The sequence below is a fragment of the Amycolatopsis sp. NPDC031561 genome, from assembly GCF_055580625.1.
Window position 1 is genome coordinate 951172 of record NZ_JBVILA010000001.1, and the last position, 15415, is coordinate 966586.

Sequence of the window (15415 nt, forward strand, 5' to 3'; positions counted from 1 at the left end):
TGTAGAAGCACCGCGAGTTGACCTTCATCCCTCGAACGAGGCACCGCGCTTTGCTCGTTTGTCCCCCGATCGGTACAGGAGAGCTCTGAATGCAGATCATGTCCGGACGGCGTGTCCGTTCCGCCGTCACCGTCGTCGCACTGGCGACCGCCGCCCTGCTCGGTACCGCCGGTTCGGCGCTGGCCTGTCACTCCGATGACGACCGCGCCAAGCCGATCCCCGGCAACATCAGCAAGTGCGAGCAGGTCAAGGCCGGCGGCAAGGCCCTGTCCGACGCGGACTTCAAGTTCACCGGTGGCGCCGGTGAGAAGCGGCTCAACATCACCGGCCTCGGCGAGGGCGTCAAGGTGACCGCGATCGTCGTCCTCGGTGGCGACGACGGCTACAACGTCTACGAGCCCGGCAAGCGCAAGCTCGCCGACACCCCGCCGTGGACCGAGCTGCGCGCGCCGTTCAACCGCGACGGCAGCAAGGCGAACATCGACAAGTGGTACGCGTGCGGCGAGAAGACCAAGCCGACCGAGCAGCCGAAGCCGTCCGAGCCGACGAAGACCTCGACGGCCAAGCCGCCGACGACCGCGCCGACCTCGACCACGGAGAAGCCGGCCGACACCCCGACCAGCACCTCCGCCCCGGCCCCGAACGTGGGCGGTAACGGTGGCAACGGCGGCGGTCTCGCGGACACCGGTTTCGACAACGCCTGGCTGCTGTGGGCCGGTGGCCTGCTGGTGCTGGCCGGTGCCGGCGTCCTGGTCCTGCTGCGCGTGCGCCGCGGCAAGACCGACTGAAGCTAGCTGATGGCGCGTGAAGGCCCCCTTCCCTCGGCTGAGCCGAGGGAAGGGGGCCTTCACGCGTGTCGGGGGAGGGGCCTTCAGCGCGTTTGCGGGAAGTCCCCGAACAGCGATCCCTGCTCGCCCCAAGGGTTCGACGGGCGGGGGCGGCCGAGCCCGGCGGCCATCGCGACGGCGTTGTCCCATTCGGCGTCGACGACGTAGTCCGTGTGCTTGAGGACGCCGGGCGCCCAGCGGTGCCGCCCGGTCGGCCCGCGCATCGGGTCCGGCAGCCAGTGATCGCCGCCGAGCACCAGGACACCCTGCTCGTCGGCTTCGGCGGCCAGCGGACCCGTTCCGCCGGTGGCCAGGTAGCCGTCGCCGAGCAGTTTCCCGGACACCACCCGGTGCCGCCACGTCGTGACGCCGCCGCCGAAGATGTCCGTGCCGCGGCACAGCGCCCGCCAGCGTCCGCCGAGATCCTCGTACAACCCGGCCAGCTGCGCCTGCGGCAGCATCGCGGGGAAGGCCCGCTGGTAACCCCACTGCAGCGGCGAGCCCGCTGTCAGCAGCCCGACGCGCTCGCGGTCCTCGGGCGGGAGGTCGGCGAGCACGCGCGCCGCGGCGAGCACGGTCAGCAGGCTGCCGAGGTTGTAGCCGGAGAGCACGACCCGCGTGCCCGGATCGGCCAGATGTTCCTTGACGCGGTCCGCGAGTTCCGGGACGACCTTGAGCGCGTAGCTCGGCGGAACGATCGGATGGGCGGCCCGCGGCCAGAAGCACACGAGGTCCGCCAGCGCGCCGAGGTGACGGCTGCGCTTGGGCGTCGTCGCCGCGGCGAAAACGACGCGCAGCAGTCCTGCGGCCAGGGCGCCCAGCGCGAACACCCCGATCCCCGAGATCGGTTTCGACCACTCGCCCAGCGGGCCGAAACCGAAGCGCAGCACCAGGAGCGCGCCGCCGCCCGCCGCCATCGCCAGCGCCACCGCGAGCGCGAGATGGTGCAGATGCTTGCGTTCCCACGAGGCGCGGGCCCAGACGTGGGCGGCCTCCTCTTCCTGTGCCTTGCCGATCTCCATCAGCCCGACGATCTTCGGGACGCCTCGCCGCAGCCGCCGCAGCGGGACGGCCACCGCGAAGCCCAGCAAGCCGAGTACGACGGCGAGCGCGAGCCCGGCGCCCCACAGCACGGTCACCAGGACGTAGGTGTCGGGGAGCCGGAGGTCGGTCGCGCCGACCAGTTGCCGCAGCGCGACCGCGAGCCCCGCGCCGAAGCCGCCGCCGAGCAGGCCCGCCAGCGCGACGACCGGCGCCGCGGCCCAGCCGCCGAGCCAGGGCCGCAACCGGCGCGGCAGGTGCTTCCAGGTCGAACGGCCGAGCAAGGCCGCCGGGATGAGCATCAGCGCGAACAGGACGGTCACCGCGACCATCGCCGCGCCCAGCGCTTCGACCGTCCCTTCCGCCCCGCCCAGTCCGCCGCCCGGCAGTCCGGCGGGCAGCGGCGTCCGGCGGACGACGGCGATCCCGACCAGCGCGACGGCGAACGCGATCATCCCGCCGCGGACCACCGGCCCGGCGGAGAAGCCGACGGTCGAGGCCACCAGCGCGGCGAGGACGAGCGCCATCGCGCAGATCCACACGACGAGGTCGAACGTCGCCGTCGGCAGCCGGAACGGCCCGCCGAGCAACGGAAGCGCGAGGCAGGTCAGCGCGGCGACGGTGTGCAGCGTGCGCAGGCCCGGCGTCCGCGGCATGTCCTGTGGCTGCAGCGGGGCCGGACTGTGCGCGCGGTGCAGCCGGTTCCGCGACCGCCAGTCCGACGACGGGATCCGGTCGAGCACGAAGATCAGCACCAGCAGCGGCACCACCCCGATCGCCGTCCGCAGCGGCGCGAAATCCCGCAGGAACGACGGCGCGCCCGCCAGGCACGTCGAGCCGGGGGCGAGGCATTGCGCGGCGAACAGGTCGAGCGAGACCACCGCGAGCTGGCTGATCAGCAGCATCGTCAGCAGCAGCGATGCCACCCGTAGCACCGCCCGGCACGCCGTGCCGAGCGCGGCCGCGAAGCGTTTGCCCTCCGGGACCGGCGGCAGCATCCAGTGCGCGACGTTCGCCAGCGAGAACGGGAACAGCAGCGCCCAAGTCGCCTTCGCCGCGCCCCCCGAGGTCATCCCGCTCCACAGGTAGCCTTCGAGGATGCGCGGGATCGAACGGCCGAGCGCGGGCAGCACCGGTCCGGGAGCGGGACGGCGCAGCCGGTCCGACGGCCGGATCAGCCTGCCGATCCCGTCGCCCGCGACGTCGACCACCGACGTCGAATCCAGCAGACTTTCACCGCTCGTGCCCACTAGCCCGGGTACGCGTATTTCGACGACGCGGGTATCGGGACCCGGCATGACCACGGTGAAGGCCTCCAAACAGTGCAGTGGGCTTTGAGCCGACAACGGTACTGTTCTGTTGTCATCCAACCTTGGAGGAAGCGCGCATATGACCCCCGAAAGCGTTGCCAAGCGGCACGACACCCGCAACGGCATCGAGTTCGCCGTCGCCGATCTCGAGGCCGCCGAGTTCGGCCGTAAGGAGATCCGCCTCGCCGAGCACGAGATGCCGGGCCTGATGGCGCTGCGCCGCGAGTACGCCGAGGTGTATCCCCTGCGGGGAGCCCGGGTTTCGGGCTCGCTGCACATGACGGTACAGACCGCGGTCCTGATCGAAACCCTCGTCGCACTGGGTGCCGAGGTGCGCTGGGCCTCCTGCAACATCTTTTCCACGCAGGACCACGCCGCCGCGGCGATCGTCGTCGGCCCGCACGGCACCGCCGAGGAGCCCAAGGGCGTCCCGGTGTTCGCCTGGAAGGGCGAGTCGCTGGAGGAGTACTGGTGGTGCACCGAGAGGATGCTCACCTGGGACGGCGAGGGTCCCAATATGATCCTCGACGACGGCGGCGACGCCACCATGCTGGTGCACAAGGGAACCGAGTTCGAGAAGGCGGGCGTCGTCCCCTCCCCGGACGAGAACACCTCGGACGAGTTCCGCGTGTTCCTCCAGCTGCTGAGCGCCTCCGTCGCGGCCGACACCGGCAAATGGACCAAGATCGGCGAAGGCATCCGCGGTGTCACCGAGGAGACCACGACCGGCGTGCTGCGGCTCTACCAGCTCGCCGCCGCCGGTGAGCTGCTGTTCCCGGCGATCAACGTGAACGACGCGGTTACCAAGTCGAAGTTCGACAACCGCTACGGCATCCGGCACTCGCTGATCGACGGCATCAACCGCGGCACCGACGTCCTCATCGGCGGCAAGGTCGCGGTCGTCTGTGGTTACGGCGACGTCGGCAAGGGCGCCGCGGAATCGCTGCGCGGCCAGGGCGCGCGGGTGATCGTCACCGAGATCGACCCGATCTGCGCGCTGCAGGCGGCGATGGACGGCTACCAGGTCAAGAAGCTGGAGAACGTCCTCGGCGAGGCCGACCTCATCATCACGACCACCGGCAACAAGGACGTCGTGCTCATCGAGCACATGGCGCGGATGAAGCACCAGGCGATCCTCGGCAACATCGGCCATTTCGACAACGAGCTCGACATGGCAGGCCTCCAGCGCTACCCGGGCATCCGGCGGATCAACATCAAGCCGCAGGTCGACGAGTGGGTGTTCCCCGACGGCAAGAGCATCATCGTGCTGTCCGAGGGCCGTCTGCTGAACCTGGGCAACGCGACCGGGCACCCGTCGTTCGTGATGTCGAACAGCTTCTCCAATCAGGTGATCGCGCAGATCGAGCTGTTCACCAAGCACGAGGAGTACGACAAGGAGGTCTTCCGCCTCCCGAAGAAGCTCGACGAGAAGGTCGCGAAGATCCACCTCGACGCTCTCGGCGGCGAGCTCACGAAGCTGACCAAGGACCAGGCCGAGTACATCGACGTGGACGTCGAAGGTCCCTTCAAGACTGATCACTACCGGTACTGACGGTACCGACGGTACTGAGAGACGCTATGAAAGGCCCGTTACTTGCAAATTTTGCAAGTAACGGGCCTTTCATAGCGCGCTAGCGCCACTCGACCTCGATGCCGGCCAGCCCCGGCCCGGCGTCGCTGAAGAACCCGCTGGTCACCCCGCCCATGTCGAGCGGCAGCTCCTCCGACTCGACGGGGACGGCGTCGTCGCGTGTCCGGAACTGCCGCGTGCAGCGGGCGGGCAGCGCGCCGAGCGCGAACTTCAGCTGCACCAGATAGCTCGCGCACTGATCCCGCAGCATCCGGAAGTACCCGGGCGACGCGGTGCCGGAGTCGTCGCGGACCTCGAAGCAGAACACGTGGATCTCGCCCTCGGCGAGCTTCCGGTCGAAGAGCAGTTCGGTCGCCATCGTCTCGGCCTCGGCGTTGCGCCGGATCCGGCCGACGCGGCAGCCCTCGGCGGTGATCAGGTCGACGTCGCCGATGTGGCAGCCCGGGTCGCCGTTGTAGACGGTGACGTACCTGTCCGGGCCGTGACGCCGCGCGCGACACACCAGCCGGGTGTGGAGGGCGATCTGCCGGTGCGCGGCGTCGAAGGTGATCGTGTCGTGCACCGAGAGCATCTCGAGGTCGGCGTTGTACCGATTGGACGACGGGTACGCGCCCAGCTCCGCCAGCAGCTGATCGACGATCGAGCCCATGTCGCCGGACCGGATGTCGTGGAACGACGCGGCCATCTGGTGCCCGCGCGCCCGCGCCGTCCGCGGGCCGATCAGCACGACGAGCGCGTCCGCGGGCAGTTGCAGCACCGATTCGAGCGCGCGGACCGCCGGGAGCGCCTTGGGTACCTCCGGCTGGCGCAATCCGCGCTGCCAGTAGCTCAGGGTCGACTGTCCGATTTGGACGCCGCGGAGTCCGAGGTGGGCGCGGAGCCGGGCGAGCGAGAGGCCGCGATAGGCGATCGCCTGCCGTAGCGCGTGGTGGAATTCGCCGCTGCGCAAGGCCTCGACGAGCTCCTTGGGCAGGGTTTCGAGCGGTTGACGACGCGTGCCGTCGATGATCGTCGGGGTGTCCTCGCTCGAGGCAAGCCTTCCCGCCGAGAGCGCATCAGCGCCGTCTCGTGTCACCGCTCGTCCCTTCACCAGACCAGTGTGTGCGCTGAGCGTGAACACCGCGGAACGTTCACGTTAGCAGCGCACTGTGAACACTACGTCCCCCGTTCGGGGTGGTTGACCCCGGAAGAGTGACCGTTCCGGGGTGTGGAAACGCCCCGGAACGGTCCGTTCCGCCGAGTGCCCATCTTGCTCTGTGTGAGCCTGCTGTTCACCGTTGTGACCACATTGGTTCGCCATGGTGACCAGGAGGCCCGTTGTGCCTGTGTTCTCGAGGAGGGTTTGCGCCGCGGGCGCCGCGAGTCTCGTGGCGTGGCTCGTGGTCCAGTCCCCGGCGAGCGCCCTGCCCCAGCCGCCTGCCCACCGGAACCCCATCGCCATGCAGGTGCAGCAGAAGTCCCAGTGGTGCTGGGTGGCTTCCGGCAACACCATCGCGGCACACCACGGTGTGACCGTCGCCCAGAACGAATTCTGCCGGATCGCTCACGACGAGCGCCGTCCGGAGTGCGCCGACCGCCCCGGAACGCTGGGCGACGTCCGGCGCGCCTTCGGCAAGCTGGGCTTCTCGGCCCCGGGGAACTACCTCAAGAGCCGCATCTCCTACGCCGACGTCCAGGCGCAGACCGGTTCGGACCGGCCGGTGCAGACCCGGGTCGGCTGGGCTTCGGGTGGTGGCCACATGCACGTGCTCTACGGCGCCGACGCCGGCCGGAAGTGGGTCTCGTGGGGGGATCCACTGCCCACCGGTAACCGCTACAACTGGTCGACCTACGACTTCTACGCCGGCAACAAGTCCTTCACCTGGACGCACACTCTCACCGGGATCCGGCGATGAGCGCGCGGCGGTTCCTCGGGCTCGCCGGGCTGGTCGCGGTCACCCTGCTGATCTCAGCGCCCGGAGCGCGCGCGGACCAACTGTCGAGTGAAGATCTCGCGGCCGCGAAGGCGGCGGCCGACGACCCCACTCTGCGTGCCGAAATCGGCCGCTTCTTCACACAGACGGGTGGTTCGAGCCGCACGCCGTCAGTCAGTGCTGTCCACGTCACCGACAAAACCTTCCCGGTTTACGAGCTTTCGAGGGATTTCGTCGCCGGTGACGGCGCGGTCGCCGGGCAGCTCGCCTACGTCGCCGTCCCGGTGACGGCGTCCGACGGGCAGACCGCGACCGTCTGGTCGGTCCGCGGCGACGACGGCGCCTGGCGCGTCGGCAACATCGCGTCGGGCGACCGGGAAAGCGCACTGGCCCGGCGGTTGCCGGAAGGCGCGACGCTGCTCCACGAACCCCAGGTCGACGCCTGGTACGCGCTGCGCGACGGCCGGGTGACACTGCTCGACTCGGGCGCCAGCGGCTACGCGGCCGGTGCTTCGGCGACCCTCGCGGAGTATCAGAAGACGGTCTCCGGCCGGTACGGCGCGATGCTCGCGAGCTCGCCGTACGCCCAAGAAGGCAAGGCCGGCGGCTACAACGCCCAAGTGATGCCCCGCGGCGACGGCGGCCCCGCGCCCGACGCGCAGGACACCGGCTTCGTCCCGCTGCTGATCTTCGGCGGCCTGCTCCTCATCGGTGTCGCCGGCTTCTTCCTGCACTCGAAGAGGCGCATCCCCTAGCGGACCGGTGGGCCGGACGTGTGCTGACCCCGTCTGGCCCGCCGGTCGACCACGGCGCCTTAAGGTATTCCCGTGGGACGACTCGTGGTGATCGAAGGTCTGGACGGCGCGGGCAAGCGCACGCTCGCCGACGCGCTGACCGGCGCGCTGAACGCGGCCGGTGCGAGCGTCACGTCCATCGCGTTTCCGCGCTACGGCGAAAGCGTGCACGCCGACCTGGTGAAGGAAGCGCTGCACCGCGGGCACGGCGACCTCGCAGACTCCGTCTACGGAATGGCGATGCTCTACGCGCTCGACCGGCGGGGCGCGGGCGACGAGATCCGCGACCGGCTCGGCGATCACGACGTCGTGCTGCTCGACAGGTACGTCGCGTCGAACGCCGCGTACGGCGCCGCCCGGCTCCACCAGGGCGCGGACGGCGAGTTCGTGCGGTGGCTCCGTGAACTGGAGATCGACCGCTTCGGCCTCCCGGTGCCCGCCGCGCATCTGCTGCTGCGGGTCACCGCCGACGTCGCCGCCGACCGCGCGCAGCGCCGCGCGGAGAGCGACGCCGACCGCGCGCGGGATTCCTTCGAGACCGACGACGCGCTCCAGAAGCGATGCTCGGTGGTCTACGACGAACTCGCCGCGACGAGCTGGCTCGCGCCCTGGCACGTCCTCGACGGCGTCGCCGGTGTGGACACCCCCGCGCTGGCGACCAAACTGTTCCGCGATTAGTCCTCTAGTCGCGGTACTTGCGCGTGCAACTACCGCAACTAGTCCTCTAGTCGCGAGAGCAGCCAGTCGTGGAACTCGCCGATGTGGTGTTCGGACGGCATCAGCACCCCGCCGCCGCGGTAGGCGCGGGACGCCATCGCGGGCTGGCAGCGTTCGCACGCGTCGAAGTCCTGCTCGTTGACGCGGTGGAACAGCTCCACCGACCGTGACACGTCCCGCCCCGACGCCACGACCTCCGGCGAATAGAGCCAATCGCATTCGACGACCGTCCGGTCCGGCGCGAGCGGGTACATCCGGTGGAAGATCACGTGGTCCGGCACCAGGTTCACGAACACCTGCGGCCGGATGGTGATCGCGTAGTACCGCCTGTCCTGTTCGCTCGCGACACCGTCGAGCCGCCCGAAGCCCGAACCGCCGTCGATGGTGAACCCGTCGACGTCCTCACCGAACTCCGCGCCGTGCCCGACGTAGTACTGCGCCGCGTACCCGCCGGCGAACTCCGGCAGCACCTCGGTCAGTTCGGGATGGATCGTCGCGCAGTGGTAGCACTCCATGAAGTTCTCGACGATCAGTTTCCAGTTCGCCTTGACGTCGTAGGTGATCCGCCGCCCGACCGAGAGCCCGTCGAGGCCGTACCGCTCGATCGCTTCCAGCTCGCCGAGCCTGTCCCGCACCGCGCCTTCGACGTCGGCCTCGAACGACGGCGGGTCCGCGGCGAGACAGACCCACGCGTAACCCAGCCATTCCCGCAGGTGCACGGTGTGCAGCCCGTACTCGGCGCGGGAGATGTCCGGGAGGCTCGCCAGGTTCGGCGCCGCGATCAGCTTCCCGTCGAGTCCGTAGGTCCAGGCGTGGTACGGGCACTGGAACGCGCGTCTCACCGTGCCCTTCTCCTCGGTGCACAGCCGGGCGCCACGATGGCGGCAGACGTTGAGGAACGCGCGCAGCCCGCCGTCACGCGCCCGGGTGACGATCACGCTCTCCCGTCCGACCTGGACGGTCCGGAAGTCCCCGGCGGACGGCACGTCCGCCGTCCGCACCGCGCAGAACCATCCGAGTTCGAAGATCTTCTCCTGCTCCGCCGCGAAGACCCCGGGATCGGTGTAGTACCGGCCGCCCAGGGTCGGGATCAGTGGTTCGGCCTGGGTCATCCCGCCACCCCGGTCAGCCGGGCGGGATCGAACAGGGCGATCGGATGCGCGGTGGTGCCGTCCACGATCAGGTCGGCGAGCACTTCGCCGACCACCGGGACGAATTTGAAGCCGTGCCCGGAGAACCCGCAGGCGACCACGACTCGTTCGTGTGCGGGATGGCGCGCGATGACGAAGTGTTCGTCGGGGGTGTTCGTGTACATACAGGTCGCCGCGCGCAGGAACCCACCGGGCAGCGACGGCAGCTTCCGGCCGACGAACTCCGAGATCGTGTCGATCTCTTCTGCGTGCACGGTCCGGTCGATGGTCTCCGGCGTGCAGGTCTCGCCGCCGCGGAAGAACGCGACCTTCACGCTCCCAGTGTCGTCGTGCGAAGGGAAACCGTAGAATTGGCGGCCGTTCTCGCCTTCCCAGACGTAGATCGGATGCCGTTCCGCGCGGAACGGCTCCGCCCCGCCCGACGGCGCGAACCAGTACTGGACCTGGCGTTCGATGGTGAACTCGACGCCGAGTTCGGTGAGCAGCCGCGGTGCCCAGGCACCGGGGCAGATCACCAGCTGGTCCGCCGTGTAGAAGTTCTGCGCCGTCCCGACCCGGACGCCGGTGGAAGTCTGGTGCCACGAAAGGACCTTCTCCTCGTGGTGCAGATCCGCCCCGGCCCGCGCGGCGAGCTGGAGATGCGCCGCCACACTGCCTTCCGGTACCACGAAACCGGCGTTCTCCTCGTACAGCGCGATCTCGTGGTCGTCCGGGCGCATCGTCGGGAACCGGCGCCGGATCTCGGGCGCGTCCAGGATCTCGTGCGGCAGCTCCCATTTCCGGGCGCTGGCCAGGCTTCCCGACACCGTCCGCGAGTCGGGCCCGCCGAGCATGATCCCGCCGCAGCGGGTGAAGATCTTCCGGCCGGAGTCGCGTTCGATCCCGTCCCACAGTTCGTGCGCCCGCAGCAGCAGCGGGACGTACGCGGGATCCTCGAAGTACGCCTGCCGCGTGACCCGCGAGCCACCGTGGCTCGACCCGAGGTTGTGCACCGGCGCGAACTGGTCGATGCCCAGCACCCGCTGCCCCCGCCGGGCGAGCCGGTACGCGGCCGCGCTGCCCATCCCGCCGAGGCCGATGACGATGACGTCGTAAGGACTCATGCGGCGCTCCTGATCCGGCTCATCCCGGCGTCGAACAGCGGTTCACCGGCCACGACGGCGGGGATCCGCTCGCCGAAGTACTCGATCTCGAGCGGTCTGCCCGGTACGGACAGTTCGGCGGGAAGCCAGGCGTACGCGATGTTCTTGCCGACGGTGTAACCGTACGCGGCGCTGGTGACGTACCCGGCCGGACGGCCGTCGGCGTACACCGGCTCCTTGCCGAGGACGACGGAATACGGATCGTCGACGGTGAGACAGGTCAGTTTCCTGGTGACCGTCTCCTCCGAGCGGCCCGCCAGCGCGTCCCGTCCGATGAAGTAGCCCTTGTCCATCCGCACGGCGAACCCGAGTCCCGCCTCGTACGGGTCGTGCTGGGTTGTGACGTCCGTGCCCCACAGGCGGTATCCCTTCTCCAGGCGCATGCTGGAGAACGCGTCGCGTCCGGCGGCGATGATCCCGTGCCGCCGCCCGGCCTCCCAGACCGTGTCCCACAGTTCGCGGCCGAGATCGGCGCTGGTGTACAGCTCCCAGCCGAGTTCGCCCACATAGGACAGTCGCATCGCGGTCACCGGGACCAGGCCGACGTACGCCTGTTTCGTCTTGAAGTAGCCCATCGCCTTGTGTGAGAAGTCCGTTGTGGACAGTGGTTGCAGCACCGCCCTGGCGAGCGGTCCCCACAGGCCGACGCAGCAGGTCCCCGGGGTGGTCTCGTGGATCTGCGCGGTGCCGTCGCCGGGCAGATGCCGTCGCAGCCAGTCGAGGTCGATGTTGCCGTTGACACCCACCTGGAACCGCTCGGTGCCGAGCCTCGCCACCGTCAGGTCGCTGCGCACGCCGCCGTCCTCGCCGAGCAACAGCGTGTAGGTGACCGAGCCGGGTTTCTTGTCGAGCTGGTTCGTGGTCATCGTCTGCAGGAACGGCAACGCGCCCGGGCCGGTGACCTCGACGCGTTTCAGCGGCGTCATGTCGAACATCGCGACCCGGCGCCGCGCGACCAGCGCTTCGGCGCCGCCGATCGGGGACCAGTACCGCGCGGCCCAGTCGTTGCGCTCCGGGATGCTCGCCACCTCGGGGAGGTCCGCGTTCGCCTCGTACCAGTGCGGCCGCTCCCAGCCGCCCGCTTCGAGGAAATACGCGCCGAGTCCGGCTTGCCGCTCGTAGAACGGGCTCGTCCGCAGCGGCCGCGGTTCTTCCATCGGCTGCAGGGGATGGACGACGTCGTACACCTCGACGAAGCTCTGGCAACTGCGCGCCATGACGTGGTCCGGGGCCAGCTGGACCCGCTCGAACCGGGCGAGATCGCAACCGTGCAGATCCGCTTCGGGCTGCCCGTCGACCAGCCATTGCGCCATCGCCCGCGCGACACCGGCCGAATGCGTGATCCAGACGGCTTCGGCCACCCAGAATCCGTCGAGGTCCGGGTGCTCGCCCAGCAGCGGCATCCCGTCCGGGGTGAAGGAGAACAGGCCGTTGATGCCCTCTTCGACCTTGGTCTCGCCCAGCGACGGCAGCAGGCCGACGGCGGCGGCCCAGGACTCCTCGAAGTCCGCCGGGGTGAACGCGAGTTCGGACGGCATGCCGTCACCGGCGCCGATCTCCTTGGCGGGCAAGGGCATTGGCCGGTGCCCGTACGCGCCGATACCGATCCGGTCGCCGTGCTCGCGGAAGTAGAGGTCGGCGTCCTGATGCCGCAGGATCGGCCGGGTCGTGCCGGTGAGCCCCGGCAAGGGACTGGTGCGGGCGTACTGGTGCGCCATCGGCACCAGCGGGATCGTGAGGTCCACCAGTTCGCCGAGCACCGGGCCCCACATGCCGGCGCACGAGAGCACGATGTCCGCGCGGAAGCTCCCGGTCTCGGTGGTGACGCCGGTGACCCGCCCGCCCGCGCTTTCGACGCCGACGACCTTCTGGCGCGCGAGGAACTTCGCGCCGCGCCCGATCGCGCGGCGGGCCTGCGCCTCGGCCGCCGGCAGGGGTGCGGCCAGCCCGTCGGAGGGGATGTGGAACCCACCGAGCACCTTGGCCGGATCGAGCAGCGAATGCAGCGCGGCGCATTCGGCCGGGTCGATCAGCCTGCTCTCGATGCCCGACGCGGTCGCCCAGCCGTGCCGCCGCTTGAGATCGGCGAGCCGCTCCGGCGTCGTGGCCACCTCCAGCCCGCCGACCGGCCGGAAACACGGCTGCCCGTCGAGGTCGAGCGCGCCGTACTTGCCGACGGTGTACTGGGCGAATCCGGTCATCGTGCGGCAGGCGTTGGTCTGGAAGACCAGGCCGGGCGCGTGCGAACTGGACCCGCCGGTGGTGAACAGGTCGCCCTGTTCCAGCACGGTGAGATCGGTCCAGCCGCGTTCGGTCAGTTCGTCGGCGATCGCGCAGCCGACGATGCCGGCGCCGATCACGACCACACGGGGTCTGAGGGCCATGGTGAGGGGAACCTCCTGCCTGCCCGGTGAGTCCACAAAGGACACGCGGGCATCGGGGTGACAGGCGCTGTTGCGGATGAGGCACGGTGTTCCGTCTTCAGCAACAAAGTGCGGCACGTGCCGCCGCGCTGTCAAGAGCCCGAAGCGGTCGCCCTCTTCACCTCACTCGGCGAAGTACCCCAGCTGTGCCGAAAGATCCGCCGAAGCCTCCGCCAGTGGCCGCACGATCTGCCGCACCCGCTGCTTCGAGAGCCGGTACGACGGGCCGGAAGCGCTCATCGCCGCGACGACGTCGCCGCCGGGGCCGAGCACCGGCACCGCGACCGCGTGCATCCCCAGCTCCAGTTCCTCGAAACAGGCCGCGTACCCGTCCTCGGCGACCCGCTCCAGTTCCGCGGTCAGCTCGTCGGGATCGACCGTGGTCCGCGGCGTGAACCGTTCGAGTTTCCGCCGGAGCAAACGTTTGCGCTCGACGTCTCCCAGGTACGCGAGCAGCACCTTCCCGCTGGACGTCGCGTGCAGGGGAGTGCGCTGGCCGGTCCAGTTCTGCGTGCTGATCGCGGCCGACCCGCGGGCCTGGCTGACGTTGATCGCGACGCCGTCGTCGGCGATCGCGATGTTGACCGTCTCGCCGAGTGTCTCCGCCAGGCTCTGGCAGGTCTGCCTGCCCAGTTTCGCCAGGTCCATCCGGCCGGTGGCCGCGCCTGCCAGCCGGACGACGCCGAAGCCGATCGCGTATTTGCCGCGTTCGCCGAGTTGCTCGACGAGGCCGCGGTTCTCCAGGACGCTCAGCAGGCGGGAGGCCGTCGACTTGTGCACGCCGAGTTCGCCCGCGATCTCGGTGATCCCGGTTTCCCCGTTGCGCGCCAGCAGTTCCAGCACGCTGATCGCGCGATCGACGGACTGCACCTGACTGGGCGTTGCGTTCCCCGCGTCCTGGTTCCGCATGACGCAACAGTAGCCGTTTCGCCCGGATCCGCTCGGCTGAGTGGGCGAATCCCTTGACGCACCGGCCCCTCGGGGGTGATTGTTGCGCAGAGCACGTTCTGTCTCGTAATACGCAACATCAACAACCGTCGGTCCTTTCCCCGGAGGCCCCGATGATCCGTGCCTGCTCCGTCTCCGAACTGCCCGAGGGCGAAGCTCTTCGTCTCGAAGGCCCCATCCCCGTCTCGGTCTTCCACGCCGAGGGCGGCTATTACGCACTGGACGACACCTGCACTCACCAGGACGCGTCGCTCGCCGACGGCTGGATCGAGGACTGTTTCGTCGAATGCCCGCTGCACGCCGCGCGGTTCGACCTGCGGACCGGCGTCCCGGATTGCCTGCCTGCCAAGAACGCCGTGCGCACGTACCCGGTCGTCGTCGACGACGGGGTGATCTACGTGGACACCCGCGCTCAGCGGGACGTCGCTTGAGAACCGTCGCCGTCGTCGGGACCTCTCAGGCGGGACTCCGTTCGGCGCAGGAGTTGCGCGCGCGGGGTTTCGACGGACGGCTGGTGATGATCGGCGCCGAACCGCCGTACGACAGGCCACCGCTGTCGAAGGACTTCTTGCTGGGCAAGGTTTCCGCCGACGACCTCGCGCTCGCCGGGCAAGACGATCTCGACGCGGAATGGCGTCTCGGTGTCCGTGCCGAGAAACTCGGTCGCGACGGAGTGACGCTCGAAGACGGCACCACGATCGCCGCGGACGGTTACGTCATCGCGACCGGCGCTGTCGCCAGAACCCTTGGCGCGGCCAGGTGTCTGAAAGGCGTTCACACGTTGCGGACGCTCGATGACGCCGTGTCGCTCAAACGGGAACTCGCGGCGGGGCCCGGTCCGGTGGTCGTCATCGGCGCGGGCTTCATCGGCGCGGAGGTCGCGTCCGCCTGCCGCCTGCTCGGGCACGACGTCACCGTGATCGAGGCGATGCCCGTTCCGCTCGCGTCGGTCGTCGGCCCGGAAATGGGCACGGTGTGCGCCGGATTGCACGCGGAGAGCGACGTCCGCCTGATCGCGGGCGTCCCCGTCGCCGGGTTCGCCGGGACCGATCGCGTCACCGGGGTGCGGCTCGCCGACGGCCGGGAGATCCCCGCCGATCTCGTCGTCGCCGGAGTGGGGGCGCGGCCGGTCACCGAATGGCTCACCGGCTCCGGGCTCGCCGTCGACGACGGGGTGCTGGTCGATTCCGGCTGTGTCACAGCGAATCCCCGAGTGATCGCGGTGGGTGACGTCGCGCGGTACCGCTGCCCGCTGCGCGGCAGGCGGGTCCGCGCCGAACACTGGACGGCCGCCTTCGAACAGCCCGCCGTCGCCGTCGCGAACCTGCTCGCCGGCTCGACCGTCACGCATTTCGCACGACACGGTTACTTTTGGTCCGATCAGTACGGACGGCGGCTCCAATTCGCCGGAGTGGCCACGGAAGACGTGCGGATCACCGAAGGAGACGTCGCTTCGAAGCGTTTTGTCGCGACCTATCACCGCGGCGACGCGCTGACCGGCGTCTTCGCGATCGACTCCCCGCGCCCGTTCACCAAGCTCCGGCGGGCCCTCTAGGGG

The 15415-nt window shown here is 69.7% G+C and carries 13 protein-coding genes; 7 read left to right on the forward strand and 6 right to left on the reverse strand.

The features are described 5' to 3' along the window. The first annotated feature begins 89 nt into the window (after nt 1-89). Complete coding sequence (locus ACZ5IK_RS04620) at nt 90-788, forward strand: LPXTG cell wall anchor domain-containing protein (protein ID WP_465486538.1); 699 nt, start codon at nt 90-92, stop codon at nt 786-788. A gap of 83 nt (nt 789-871) precedes the next feature. On the opposite strand, the gene ACZ5IK_RS04625 is transcribed toward ACZ5IK_RS04620, so the two are convergent. Then, nucleotides 872-3166: a hypothetical protein gene (locus ACZ5IK_RS04625; protein WP_465486539.1), complete on the reverse strand. Its 2295-nt coding sequence runs from the start codon at nt 3164-3166 to the stop codon at nt 872-874. A 91-nt stretch (nt 3167-3257) separates the two neighbouring features. On the opposite strand from ACZ5IK_RS04625, the gene ahcY reads away from it, so the two are divergent. Further along, nucleotides 3258-4730, forward strand: a complete 1473-nt coding sequence (ahcY, locus tag ACZ5IK_RS04630; protein WP_101610449.1) for an adenosylhomocysteinase — start codon at nt 3258-3260, stop codon at nt 4728-4730. Between the two features lie 79 nt (nt 4731-4809). Here ahcY and ACZ5IK_RS04635 read toward each other — a convergent pair whose 3' ends face one another. Continuing rightward, on the reverse strand, nt 4810-5844 hold the full coding sequence (locus ACZ5IK_RS04635; RefSeq protein WP_465486540.1) for a hypothetical protein: 1035 nt from the start codon (nt 5842-5844) through the stop codon (nt 4810-4812). A gap of 250 nt (nt 5845-6094) precedes the next feature. Here ACZ5IK_RS04635 and ACZ5IK_RS04640 point away from each other — a divergent pair, with 250 nt between their 5' ends. The 3 genes from ACZ5IK_RS04640 (at nt 6095) to ACZ5IK_RS04650 (ending at nt 8154) form a co-directional block, all read left to right on the forward strand. After that, complete coding sequence (locus tag ACZ5IK_RS04640; protein WP_465486707.1) at nt 6095-6664, forward strand: papain-like cysteine protease family protein; 570 nt, start codon at nt 6095-6097, stop codon at nt 6662-6664. Continuing rightward, entirely contained in the window at nt 6661-7437 is a 777-nt protein-coding gene (locus ACZ5IK_RS04645) for a hypothetical protein (protein WP_465486541.1), read from the forward strand. Before ACZ5IK_RS04640 ends, ACZ5IK_RS04645 begins: the two co-directional genes overlap by 4 nt. Nucleotides 7438-7521: 84 nt before the next feature. After that, nucleotides 7522-8154 (forward strand): dTMP kinase, encoded by a 633-nt coding sequence (locus ACZ5IK_RS04650; protein ID WP_465486708.1) that lies wholly within the window; start codon nt 7522-7524, stop codon nt 8152-8154. Between the two features lie 38 nt (nt 8155-8192). On the opposite strand, the gene ACZ5IK_RS04655 is transcribed toward ACZ5IK_RS04650, so the two are convergent. The 4 genes from ACZ5IK_RS04655 to ACZ5IK_RS04670 form a co-directional block, all read right to left on the reverse strand. After that, nucleotides 8193-9305 (reverse strand): aromatic ring-hydroxylating oxygenase subunit alpha, encoded by a 1113-nt coding sequence (locus ACZ5IK_RS04655; RefSeq protein WP_465486542.1) that lies wholly within the window; start codon nt 9303-9305, stop codon nt 8193-8195. Then, nucleotides 9302-10447 (reverse strand): N-methyl-L-tryptophan oxidase, encoded by a 1146-nt coding sequence (gene solA, locus ACZ5IK_RS04660; RefSeq protein WP_465486543.1) that lies wholly within the window; start codon nt 10445-10447, stop codon nt 9302-9304. The genes ACZ5IK_RS04655 and solA overlap by 4 nt, the downstream gene beginning before the upstream one ends. Continuing rightward, complete coding sequence (locus ACZ5IK_RS04665) at nt 10444-12870, reverse strand: GcvT family protein (RefSeq protein ID WP_465486544.1); 2427 nt, start codon at nt 12868-12870, stop codon at nt 10444-10446. The genes solA and ACZ5IK_RS04665 overlap by 4 nt, the downstream gene beginning before the upstream one ends. A gap of 162 nt (nt 12871-13032) precedes the next feature. Beyond that, nucleotides 13033-13818, reverse strand: a complete 786-nt coding sequence (locus tag ACZ5IK_RS04670) for an IclR family transcriptional regulator (protein ID WP_465486545.1) — start codon at nt 13816-13818, stop codon at nt 13033-13035. Nucleotides 13819-13970: 152 nt separating this feature from the next. Between ACZ5IK_RS04670 and ACZ5IK_RS04675 the strand changes: the two genes are divergently transcribed. After that, entirely contained in the window at nt 13971-14288 is a 318-nt protein-coding gene (locus tag ACZ5IK_RS04675; RefSeq protein ID WP_465486546.1) for a bifunctional 3-phenylpropionate/cinnamic acid dioxygenase ferredoxin subunit, read from the forward strand. Further along, nucleotides 14285-15412: an NAD(P)/FAD-dependent oxidoreductase gene (locus ACZ5IK_RS04680; protein WP_465486547.1), complete on the forward strand. Its 1128-nt coding sequence runs from the start codon at nt 14285-14287 to the stop codon at nt 15410-15412. The genes ACZ5IK_RS04675 and ACZ5IK_RS04680 overlap by 4 nt, the downstream gene beginning before the upstream one ends. The last annotated feature ends 3 nt before the right edge of the window (nt 15413-15415 follow it).

Coding starts and splice junctions, on each gene's coding strand:
- ACZ5IK_RS04620 (WP_465486538.1), top strand. CDS start 90: ATGCAGATCATGTCCGGACGGCGTGTCCGTTCCGCCGTCACCGTCGTC.
- ACZ5IK_RS04625 (WP_465486539.1), bottom strand. CDS start 3,166: ATGCCGGGTCCCGATACCCGCGTCGTCGAAATACGCGTACCCGGGCTA.
- ahcY (WP_101610449.1), top strand. CDS start 3,258: ATGACCCCCGAAAGCGTTGCCAAGCGGCACGACACCCGCAACGGCATC.
- ACZ5IK_RS04645 (WP_465486541.1), top strand. CDS start 6,661: ATGAGCGCGCGGCGGTTCCTCGGGCTCGCCGGGCTGGTCGCGGTCACC.
- ACZ5IK_RS04655 (WP_465486542.1), bottom strand. CDS start 9,305: ATGACCCAGGCCGAACCACTGATCCCGACCCTGGGCGGCCGGTACTAC.
- solA (WP_465486543.1), bottom strand. CDS start 10,447: ATGAGTCCTTACGACGTCATCGTCATCGGCCTCGGCGGGATGGGCAGC.
- ACZ5IK_RS04665 (WP_465486544.1), bottom strand. CDS start 12,870: ATGGCCCTCAGACCCCGTGTGGTCGTGATCGGCGCCGGCATCGTCGGC.
- ACZ5IK_RS04670 (WP_465486545.1), bottom strand. CDS start 13,818: ATGCGGAACCAGGACGCGGGGAACGCAACGCCCAGTCAGGTGCAGTCC.
- ACZ5IK_RS04675 (WP_465486546.1), top strand. CDS start 13,971: ATGATCCGTGCCTGCTCCGTCTCCGAACTGCCCGAGGGCGAAGCTCTT.